General features: G+C 70.1%; 10 protein-coding genes. 1 reads left to right on the top strand and 9 read right to left on the bottom strand.

Going from position 1 to position 10755, the window contains the following annotated elements; genetic code table 11:
- On the top strand, positions 1-627 hold a 627-nt coding region (locus IT40_RS25290), incomplete at its 5' end, for a peptidoglycan-binding domain-containing protein (RefSeq protein ID WP_036760973.1).
- A gap of 6 nt (positions 628-633) precedes the next feature.
- Here IT40_RS25290 and IT40_RS25285 read toward each other — a convergent pair.
- From IT40_RS25285 to IT40_RS25245, 9 genes are all read right to left on the bottom strand, one after another.
- Complete coding sequence (locus tag IT40_RS25285) at positions 634-1887, bottom strand: hypothetical protein (protein WP_036760971.1); 1254 nt, start codon at positions 1885-1887, stop codon at positions 634-636.
- Positions 1884-3422, bottom strand: coding sequence for a hypothetical protein (locus tag IT40_RS25280; protein WP_036760969.1), 1539 nt, complete (start codon positions 3420-3422; stop codon positions 1884-1886). The genes IT40_RS25285 and IT40_RS25280 overlap by 4 nt, the downstream gene beginning before the upstream one ends.
- 277 nt (positions 3423-3699) lie before the next feature.
- Positions 3700-4545, bottom strand: coding sequence for an ABC transporter permease (locus IT40_RS25275; protein ID WP_036760966.1), 846 nt, complete (start codon positions 4543-4545; stop codon positions 3700-3702).
- A complete protein-coding gene (locus tag IT40_RS25270; protein ID WP_036760964.1) occupies positions 4542-5390 on the bottom strand; it encodes an ABC transporter permease in 849 nt (282 codons plus the stop codon). The genes IT40_RS25275 and IT40_RS25270 overlap by 4 nt, the downstream gene beginning before the upstream one ends.
- Before the next feature lie 12 nt (positions 5391-5402).
- Entirely contained in the window at positions 5403-6488 is a 1086-nt protein-coding gene (locus tag IT40_RS25265; protein WP_036760962.1) for a quaternary amine ABC transporter ATP-binding protein, read from the bottom strand.
- Positions 6489-6563: 75 nt separating this feature from the next.
- Positions 6564-7415, bottom strand: a complete 852-nt coding sequence (locus tag IT40_RS25260; protein ID WP_036760960.1) for a glycine betaine ABC transporter substrate-binding protein — start codon at positions 7413-7415, stop codon at positions 6564-6566.
- Between the two features lie 303 nt (positions 7416-7718).
- Positions 7719-8666, bottom strand: coding sequence for a LysR substrate-binding domain-containing protein (locus IT40_RS25255; protein ID WP_036760958.1), 948 nt, complete (start codon positions 8664-8666; stop codon positions 7719-7721).
- 29 nt (positions 8667-8695) lie between these two features.
- Positions 8696-10042, bottom strand: a complete 1347-nt coding sequence (locus IT40_RS25250) for an NAD(P)/FAD-dependent oxidoreductase (RefSeq protein WP_036760955.1) — start codon at positions 10040-10042, stop codon at positions 8696-8698.
- A 1-nt stretch (position 10043) separates the two neighbouring features.
- On the bottom strand, positions 10044-10755 hold a 712-nt coding region (locus IT40_RS25245; RefSeq protein WP_036760952.1), incomplete at its 5' end, for an aldehyde dehydrogenase family protein.

Here is a 10755-nt window from a genome sequence, read left to right as displayed (position 1 = left end):
GTGCAGCCCCGCGCCCCGGAAATCCAGCAGCCCCGCCAGGCCTCGCAGGCCGAGCTGACCGAGAACCGGCTGAACCTGTCGCGCGGCGACCGGGTGACGATCCAGCGCCGGCTGAACACGCTGGGCTATTCGACCGGCGGCGCGGACGGGATCTTCGGCTCGCGCTCGCGCGCGGCCATCCGGGGCTGGCAGCAGCGCAACGGCTATGCGGTGACGGGCTATCTGACCGGGCCGCAGGTGGATGCCATGCGGGCGCAGGCCAATGCCGCCGCCCCCAGCCGGGACGAACAGGACCACGCCTATTGGCAACAGACCGGCGCCAGGGGCGGCGTGCGCAACCTGCGCGCCTATCTGGACCGTTACCCCAACGGCATCTATGCCCAGACCGCCCGGCAGCGGCTGGCCAATGCCGACCGGGACACCCCGCGCGGCGACCGCGAGGACCAGGCCTGGGCGCGGGCGCGGCAGGCCGATACCGTGCAATCCTATACGCAATACCTTCAGAACTTCCCGCGCGGCGAACATGCCGAGCAGGCCCGCCAGCGCCGCAACCGGCTGATCAACCAGGGCCAGATCGGCAACGGCGTCATCGGGCTCGACACGATCATCCGCGAACTGGTGAAGTGACCCCGCTCAGTTCAGCATCACCATGGCCAGGAAGGGGCCGGTGTCCATCAGCATGTCCGAAAAGCGACGAAAGCTTTCCGGGCTGACCGGCGGCGCGTCCGAGAAGTAATCGGCCAGCGCCCAGCCCTGGATCACCCCGTCCACCGGCAGCGGCGCCGGGTCTTCCAGCCATGCCCCCAGGTCGATGCCCATCGGCCCGCGCCAGAACGGGATGCTGCGCTCGCCCGCCAGCAGCGCCTCGCCGTCGGCCAGCACCGCCTGCCAGGCGATGCCGGTGCCGGGCGGAAAGGCGATGCCGGTGGCCGAGACCTGGCGGTCGTTCGGGATCCATTCGCCGGCATCGTCGCTTTCCTGCCCGACCAGCGTCCAGAAGCGGCGGTTCTGGTCGATGGTCTGCTGCCAATGCGCGCGGGCGGCACGGGTGCGCCCGGCATCGGGCTGGTTGCGCAGCATGTCGATGGCGACGGCCAGCGGGTCGATGAAATCGTCCAGCATCGGCGGCAGAACGGCCTCGCCCCCGGCCAGGCGGCTTTCGTCGATCCGGGCTCGCGTGGCAAAGACCTTGCGCAGGCTGGGCGTCGGGTCGAAGGCCAGCAGCAGCTCGGCCCCGCCCGAGACCAGATGCGTATAGGCCGCAAGCCAGGCCGCATCGGCGCGGTCGAAGCGGATCACCGGCAGCGCGGGCGGCGGGGCGGGTTCGCCCGTCTCCGGGTCAAGGCCCGGCATGCTGGACCAGATGATGCCGTCCAACAGTTCCGCCGCGCCCTCGCCCATCCCGCGCCGGCCATCGGCGTCGAGGTCGAACCACAGATCGCCCAGCGAGATCGCCAGCCCGAAATCCTCGTCCGCCCCCAGCCCGTCCAGCGCGGCGCGGCTGCGTGCCATCGCCTCCAGCGTGGCCTGCGTCTGCTCGGCCAGCGCCTCGGGCGGCATCGGCTGCGGCGGCACGGTTTGCGGCAGCTCGGCGGCCGAGCCGAAGATCATGCCGCCAAAGGGCGCCACGCCATAGGTCACGCGCCAGCGCCAGGCCGCCTCGACCGCGCCCAGGAACTCCAGCCCGGCGATGGCGAAACGCTCGTCGGGCGCCGGGGCGGGCAGCGCATGCAGCCGCTCCAGCGTGGCGGCGATGCCGTTCTGCGCGATTTCCCGCGACAGCGGCGACGGCTCGACGGGCTGCGGCGCCTGCGCCTGCACCGGCGCGGCGGGCGCGGCAAGGGCAAGCGCCAGGGAAAGGGTCAGCCAAAGGGTCAGCCGCCTCATGGCCGGCCCTCAGCCAGGCGCTGCGCCAGTTTGCGCCGCGTCCAATCCTCCAGCGCCAGCTCCTCCGCCCGGTCGCGGGCGCGTAGCCAGATCGGATCGGCCCCGAAGCGCGCCTCCAGCCGCGCCATCAGCGCCTGCGCCGGGCCGTCGCCCGCCGCCGCAGCCAGCGCGGCCAGCCGCCAGGCCAGCGCATAGCTGCGCATCACGCCCTCGCCCCGCTCATGCGCCAGCGCCGCGTCGCGCAGCGCCAGGGTCGAGGCGAAGCTGCCCTCGGGCGGGGCGGTCTCGGCCGCCTCCTGCGCCGCCAGCAGATCGGCGGTGGCAAGCCCGGCCTCGATCCGCTCCAGCATCGCGGCGCCGCCCGTCACCCCCTGCGCCGCCGCCCGCAGCGCATGGCCATAGGCAAGCGCGGGATCGGTGCCGGCGGTCAGCCGCGCCAGGGCCAGCGCCACCTCGGCATCCTCCCGCATGGGGGTCAGCAGCTCGACGGCGCGGCGGCTGTTTTGCGGCACCCCCCTGCCCTCGGCCAGCGCCAGGCCCAGGGCGCGGTTGTCCTGATGCGTCGCGGGATCGGCGATCAGCGCCACCGGCGGCGTGGGCAACCCGTTCGAAAACTGCGGCCGGAACAGCGCCGCCGCATCCTCGGGCCCGGCCCATAGCGTGGTGTCGAAGGCCACCGGCTCGGCCGGGCGGACCTCGGCGGTGACAAGGCCCGGCTCGGCCATGAAGGCCCGCAGCGCCCGCACCAGCCCTTGCTGCGACTGGTGCAGGGCGCTGCCCGGCTCGGCGGTCAGCAGCGCCTGCAAGGCCTCGGGACTGCTGGCCTCGGGCGGCAAAAGCGGCTTCAGCCTTTCCCAGACGCCCAGGTTTTCCGCCGACAGATGCGCCGCGCGCAACGTGCCGCGCAGGCCGATCTGCGGCGTCTCCTCGGTGACGGCGCCGGTCTCGTCGGGCTGGCTCGCCGCCGTGATCTTTTCGAAGAAATCCGGCGAGAAGAGGGAAACATAATCGAAATCCGCGCTCGCCTCGATCCGGGCGATGCCGGGGCTGATGGCCTGGATGTCGGCGCTCAGCGCACCGCTGCCCGAGGCCTGGCGCAGATCGACCGACAGCGCGGCCAGGGGAATGCTGGCACCGCCCGTCACCACGCCGATCATCGCCGCATTGGCGCCGAAGCAGTTGTTGGCGATCGACAGGTCGGCCGCGTCCAGGCGCAGCCGCGATTCCGCCTGGTTCCAGAGGCTGAGGCCCGAGACCTGCAGCCGCCCCAGCGTAACCCGGCAGTTCTTGTGTCGGCCCAGCCCGGCGACATGCAGGTCGCGCAGCACCAGCCCACCGCGTTGCGCGTCGATCTCCAGCCCGTCATAGCGGATGTCGGCCACCATCCGGGCATAGGAAATCGCGCCGCGCACCAACCCCGCCGCGATATTGGCGGGGGAAAACACGCTGGTCGGCGCGGGCTCGGCATGGGCGGTGCCGGCCAGGGCCAGCGAAAGGGCGGCGCCGGCGGCAAGGCGTCGGGCAAGCGGGCGCATGGTCTTTCTCCTCTTGCTGCTTCGGCAAGAAGGGAAAGCATCGGCGCGAAACTTGCAAGCCGCTTCGGCGCCGGCGCGGGCCTAATCGGCCGGCACCTGCCAGGCGCTTCGCCTTGGCGGTGGCCCGGCTTGCCGGCCTGGGCCCTTGCCGCGCGGCGGGGCTGCGCTCGACCGGGGGCCCTCGCCCCCTCCTCGTCGCTGCTGCCCCAGGCAGGGGGCCTGACCGGCCGCGGACATGACAGGCGCGTCCCCGGCCGGCGTCGACGGGTTGGCGCGGTCAGCCGGGACGCCGACCGCCGCGTTCGATCGCGCCGCGGGAGAGGCGGTCCATGAGCAACGCCACGGCGACGATGGCAAGGCCGGCGCGCAGGCCCAGGCCCATCTCCATCCGCGTCAGGCCGCGCGTCACCTCGGCGCCCAGGCCCCCGGCGCCGACCAGCCCGGCCAGGACCACCATCGCCAGCGACAGCAGGATGCACTGGTTCAGCCCCACCAGAAGCGTGGGCCGGGCCGCGGGCAGCTCGATCTTCCACAGGATGGTGCCGGGTTTCGCGCCGATGGCCTGGCCCAGCTCCTTGAGATCCCTGGGCACGCCGCGGAAGGCCAGCGTCGTCAGTCGCAGCATCGGCGGCACGCCGTAGACGATGGTGGCGATGATCGCCGGAACCCGGCCCAGGCTGAAGATCATCACTGCCGGGATCAGGTAGACCCAGGGCGGAACCGTCTGCATGATGTCGAGGACCGGGCGCAGCCCCGCCTCGAGCCGCGGCCGGCGCGCGGCCAGGATGCCCAGCGGAAAGGCGATGGCGACCGAGATCGTCACCGCCACCGCCACCAGCGCGATGGTCTGCATCGAGCCGGTCCACAGCCCGCTGAGCCAGCAAAAGCCCAGGCAGCAGCCGGCCAGGATCGCCGCGCGCAGGTGGATGGCCAGCAGCGCCGCCAGCACCGCAAGCCCGATCACCCCAAGGGGCGGCAGCGCCAGCAGCGCGCCCTCGATCGCGCCCAGGACCGCCTCGATCACCCTGGTGATCAGGGCGAAGAACGGGTGGAAATTGGCGTTCAGCCAGTCGATCGCCGGCGCCAGGAAGGCTCCGGGGGAAAATTCGCTCGGCAGGGTCATGTCCGCGCTCCGTTGCGGGGCCGGGCCGCGCCCTGGGTCAGGCGGTCCAGCATCATGGTCAGGATGACGATGGCGATCGAGGCGTCGATCGAGGTGGCGATGTCCAGCGTGCGGATGGCGCCGTAGATCGTCTCGCCCAGCCCGCCCGAGCCGACGATGCCGGCGATCACCACCATGCCGAAGGCCATCATCAGGCTCTGGTTGATCCCGGCCATGATCGAGGGTACGGCAAAGGGCAGCCGGATCTTCCAGAACATCTGCAGGGGCGTGACGCCGGTCGCCTGGCCCAGCTCGATGAACTCGCGCGGGGTCTGGCGGATGCCGAGCGCGGTCAGCCGGATCGCCGGCGGCATGGCCACGATCACCGTCGCCACCAGCGCCGTCGCCGGGCCGTAGCCCAGAAGCGCAATCGCCGGCAGCAGGTAGATATAGGGCGGCAGGGTCTGGATCAGGTCCAGCACCGGCACCAGCGCCCGGTCGAGCCGCGGCATCAGCCCGGCCAGCACCCCCAGGGGCAGGCTGATCGCCAGCGCGATGATGCTGGCGGCGACGACCAGCGCCAGCGTGCTCATCGTCTCGAGCCACAGCCCCATGGCGGCGCAGGCCAGCAGCGCCAGCGCGACGCCCAGGCCGAAGCCGCGCCCGACGACGCGCCAGCCCAGAAGCCCCGCAAGCAGCGCGACGACGTAGAAGGGCGGCAGCTCCAGCAGCCACAGCGCCCCGTCATAAAGCCCCTCCAGCACCAGGCGGAAGAAGTCGAACAGGAAGGCGGCGTGATCGCCAAGCCAGAACAGCGCGTTGTCGACGGTTTCGTCGAAACCGGCGATCAGGGCGGACATCTCCATCACACCGCCTCCTCAGGCCGCCGCGGCGGGCACGGCGGCGGCATCGCCGCGCACGCCCGACAGCAGGTTGCGGATGGTGACGATGCCGACCACCGCATCGCCCTCGACGATGGCCACGGCGTCGCGGTCCGAGCCGGCGATGGTGGCGATCAGCGTGTCGATGTCGGCCTCGGGCGGGCAGCACGGCAGGCCCTCGGGCGCGCCCGCCCATTCGCCGGGCGGGATCATCACCGAATGCGCCTTGACCAGGTGCAGGCGCGAGATGCCGGCGACGAAATCGGCGACATATTGGTCGGCCGGGTTCATCACGATCTCCTCGGCGGTGCCGGTCTGGATGATGACGCCGTCCTTCATGATGGCGATGCGGTCGCCGATGCGGATCGCCTCGTCGAGGTCGTGGGTGATGAAGACCGCCGACTTGCCCAGATCCTTGGTCAGCTGGCGGAACTCGTCCTGCAACTGGCGCCGGATCAGCGGGTCGAGCGCCGAAAACGGCTCGTCCATCAGGATGATCTCGGGGTCCGAGGTCAGCGCGCGCGCCAGACCTACCCGCTGCTGCATGCCGCCCGAAAGCTCGGACGGGTAGCGCGCGGTCCAGTCCGCCAGCCCCACCTTGGCCAGCGCGGCCTGGGCGGCGCGGTTGCGCTCGTCCTTGCCCACGCCCTGCACCTCGAGCCCGAAGGCCGCGTTTTCCAGCACCGTGCGCTGTGGCAGCAGGGCCACCGACTGGAACACCATGCCGATATGGCGCGCCCGCATCCGGCGCAGCGCCGCCGCGTCCAGGGTGGCGATGTCCTGGCCCTTGACCATGACCTGGCCCAGGCTCGGCTCGATCAGCCGGTTGAGCAGTCGGATCAGCGTCGACTTGCCCGAGCCCGAAAGCCCCATGATGCAGAAGATCTCGCCGCGCCGCACTTGCAAGGTGGCGTCCGAGACGCCGACGACGCAATTGTATTGCTGCAGGATTTCCTTTTTCGTCAGCCCGCGTTCCGTGATCGCCCGGATCGCCTCGGCATTGCGCTCGCCGAAGACCTTCCACACCGACCGGCAGTCGATCAGAACCTCGGCCGTGTCCGCGTCCGTATTCGCCTTTTCCATCTTTTCCTGTCGCGCCTTCCTGCTGGGTTTGCGGTCATGCCGGGCGGCCCCGAGCCGGGCCGCCCGCTGCGGCGGTCAGTAGGACTTGATGTTCGACCAGCGGCCGATCAGGTCGGCATTGGCCGCGGTCCAGTCGGCGATGGCCTGGTCCATGCTCTGGCCGTCGCTGACCGCGCCGTTGATCGCGGTGATCACGGCAAGCGGCACGTAGACGCTGGCGATGATCTCGCGCGCCTCGGGGTTTGCCTCGGAAAAGCCCTTCTGGCCGATCCAGTAATAGCCCTGCGGCGGCGGGAAGACGCCCTTGGGGTCGGCCAGGAACTTCACGTCGAACTTCTGCATCATCCAGGACGGCTCCCACAGGGTGACGGCGATCCATTCCTGCCGGTCGATGGCCGATTTCAGCGCCGCGGTCATCGCCGCGGTGCTGCCCTCGACCAGCTGCAGCTGCAGCCCGTATTCCGACACCGCATCGGCCGCGTCGCGCATCAGCCCCGAGCCGGGCTCGATGCCGACGATCTTGCCGCCGAACTTCTCGGCATTCTCGTTCAGCTGCTCGACCGAGTCGATGGTGACGTAGTTCGGCACCGCGATCGCCTGGTAGAGCCCGTGCGAGACCGGCGAGATCTTCTCGAGCCGGCTCTTGTTGCGCTGCCAGTAGTCCTGGGCGACGTAATCGGTCTGCGAGGCCAGGATCTGCACGTCGCCCTTGGCCAGCGCCGCATAGGCGATGCCCCATTCCGAGAACTCGGTCACCTCGACGGTATAGCTCTTGTCCTCCAGCACCTTCTTGGTGATGCCGGTGATCGGGGTCAGGTCCTCCCAGGACAGCGTCCCCATCTTGACCACCTTGTCCTGCGCCACAACCGGCGACGCAAGCCCAAGCGCCAGGGCGCCGGCAAGGACGGCTTTGAAAAGTCTGCGCATGCGTGTTCCTCCATGGATCTGTTGGTCCGCAGCCCCCGCCACCGGGCAAGAGCCGTCATTCGCCGCGCAAGCCTGTCGCGGCGGGATTTGTCCGGCCCCCGTTGCAAGGGACCGTTAAGGCGGCAATTTCCGGGGGGGTGTCGGCCGGGATGCTCCAAAGCGTCCCCCACGCCCGGAATAGACGAATTTATCCATTACCGCCGGCCTTCGGGCAAACGAGATTTTCCTGTAGCGAGGCATTAGAAAATCTGCGGCAACGGCCGGGGCGGCATCAGCCCCGCTGCAGGTCCGGCGCTGCGACCGTCAGTCCCGCCCCTGCGCCCGCAGCGCCGCCAGCACATGATCCACGAAGGCCGCGACCCCGGCCCGCTTGAGCGATTTCTTCCTGCAGTTGAGGAAATTGCCGCGGCCCGCGGTGATCGGCGCGGGATGGGCAAAGACCAGCCGGCCTTCGGCGATGGGGCCGCGAACCATGTGGTGCCAGCCCAGCATCACCCCTTCGCCGGCCAGGGTGGCGTTCATCAGCAGGCTGACCTTGTTCGTGGACAGGCTCGAGGGCGCCTTGGACCATTCGGCGCCCTGGGCGCGGAACCATTCCGCCCAGCCCAGCGGCTGCCAGCCGATCGCATCCGCGCTCCAATGCCGGTCATGCAGGTGCAGAAGGTTCACCCGGTTCAGATCCTCGGCCGCCGCGAAGGGGCCATGCTCGGCCAGGAAGGCCGGCGTGCAGACCGGCTGGGCGATCTCCTGGAACAGGAAATGCAGCTCTTCGCCGACCTCGCAGCGCTCGTTGCCGCACAGGATGGCGATGTCCACCCCGGAGTAGTTGCGCAGGGTGTCGTCGGCGTCCGAGGCCAGCACGACGAAGCCCACCTCGGGGTGGCTGCGCCGGAAGCTGTCGATCAGCGGCTTGAGCCAATAGGCCGCCATCGCGTCCGTGGCCGAGATGGTCACGGTCTGCGGCCCCTCGTCCCCCGCCAGCACCGAAACCGCGGCGCTGATGGTGTCGAGCCCCGCCGTCACCGCCTGGAACAGGCCCGCCCCTTCGGGCGTCAGTTCCAGCGCATTGTGCTTGCGGATGAACAGGGCCACCTCCAGGGCGCGCTCCAGCAGGCGGATCTGCTGGCTGACGGCGCCCTGGGTCACGTTCAGCTCCTTCGCCGCCAGGGTAAAGCTCAGGTGCTTGGCCGCGATCTCGAAGGTCGCGAAGGCCCCAAGTGACGGCAGGTAGCGGCGCTTGATCGGCGGCATGGCAGTGACGCTTTCCCTTGGACAGGGCGTCATTCTAGCCGGGACTGCCATTCTTTCCAGCGCATATAAGCATTGGCGCCGATGGTGTCGAAAGGATGCGGCGGCAGGCGCGAGGGCTCGGCCTCGGCGGTGAAGAAGGCGGTGATCGTGCTCGACCGCCCGCACAGCATCTCGGCCGCGCCGATCCCGGTCAGCGTGCTGCGGGTGGTGCCCAGCCCGTTGTCCACGCAGGCGGCGAACAGGCCCGGCTCCAGCTCGCGCATGACCGAGACGCCGTTCCTGGACAGGCACAGATGCCCCGACCAGCAATATTCGAAGCGCAGCCCCTTCAGCATCGGGAAACGCGCGTCGAATTTCCGCCGCATATGCTCCACCAGCCGCGACAGGTCGCCGGCGCTGGTCTGCATGTTCGGCCGGTAATAGCCGCCCTGCCGGATCACGATGCGGTTGCCGCCCTGGGCCGGGCCGATCCGGCGCACGGTGGTCCCCATCGGGTCGGCCGGCGTCGCGCCCCAGCATTCATGGCCGCCAAGCGCGCGCAGGGCCTCGGGCGACAGCTCCTCGGTCATGCAGGCGTTCAGCATGATGTGCATCAGCCGCCCGCGCTTGAAGCCGAAGCTCTCCAGATGGCCGTTGTTGGCCATGACCACCCTTTGCGCCTGGACCGAGCCCTGCGCCGTCTCCAGCCGCCAGCCCTGCGCATTGCTTTCGATCCGGGTGACGGGCGAATCCTCGTGGATGCGCACGCCCGCCCGTTCCAGCCCGGCGGCAAACCCGCGCACATAGCCGGCCGGCTGGATCATCGCCGTGCCGGGGGTATAAAGCCCGCCCTGGTAATAGCCGGTGCCGGTGATCTCGCGCATGGCCTGGGCGTCCAGCATCTCATGCGCCTCGCCCAGGTCGCGCAGGTGCCTGGCATAGCTTTCATTCGCCGCCAGGCCGGGGGCCGAGGCGGCGGCGTTGATCTTGCCCGCGCGCTGGAACCAGCCTTCGGGGATGGCGTATTCCGCCACCGCCTGCGCCGCGAAGTCGATGGCATGGCGGTTCAGCGCGGTCAGCTGCCGGTCGTGGCTGTCGCCCGAACCGGCATAATCGCTGGAGGTCAGCTCATGCGGCAGGTCGATCATGAACCCCGAGTTGCGCCCGGTGCCGCCCTCGGCGATCCGCGATGCCTCGAGGATCACCACGTCCAGCGACGGGTCGATCTGGTGCAGCCGCCGCGCGGCCGAAAGCCCCGCGAAGCCGCCGCCGACGATCGCCACGTCGCAGCCCGCCTGCCCTTCCAGCCGCGCGCGGGGCGCGGCGGGGGGCAGGATCGCATTCCACCCGGCGGGGCCGTTCAGGACCGGGGTGCGAATCGCCCGATGGCTGCCCATGTCAATCCAGGCTCTCGTCTTGCTGGTTGAGGTCGATCCAGATTGTCTTGAGCTGGGTGTACTGGTCGTGGGCGTGGACGCTGTTGTCGCGGCCGCCGAAGCCCGATTGCTTGTAGCCGCCGAAGGGGGTGGTCACGTCGCCCTCGCCGAAGCTGTTCACCGTCACCGTGCCCGCCCGCAAGGCCCGCGCCCCGCGCAAGGCCCGCTTGCCGTTGGCCGAGAAGATCGAGGCCGCAAGCCCGTAGTCGGTGTCGTTGGCAACCCGGATCGCCTCCTCGAAACTGTCCACCACGATCACCGTCAGGATCGGGCCGAAGATCTCCTCCACCGCCAGCCGGGAATCGCGCGCGGTCTCCACGATGGTCGGCTCGATGAAGCCCTCGGCCACCACCTTGCCGCCGACCAGCACGGTTTCCGATTTCGCCGCATCCAGATAGCTGCTGACCTTGTCGAAATGCGCCTTCGAGACAAGCGGACCCACGCGGTTCGCCGGATCCAGCGGATCGCCCACCAGCCAGCCGGCCGCCTCGGCCCGGACCTTCTCCAGCAGCCGGTCCCTGATGCCGCGCTGCACGATCAGGCGGCTGGCGGCCGAGCAGTTCTGCCCCATGTTCCAGAACGCGCCGTTCACCACATGCGCCGCCACCGCGTCCAGGTCCTCGGCATCGTCCAGCACGATGCAGGGGTTCTTGCCGCCCAGCTCCAGCACCACC

Origin of the sequence: Paracoccus versutus, from assembly GCF_000763885.1 — a bacterium.
Classification (GTDB): Bacteria; Pseudomonadota; Alphaproteobacteria; order Rhodobacterales; family Rhodobacteraceae; genus Paracoccus; species Paracoccus versutus.
The sequence above is the reverse complement of the archived record's forward strand: the minus strand, read 5'-3'. Positions and strand labels throughout refer to the sequence as shown.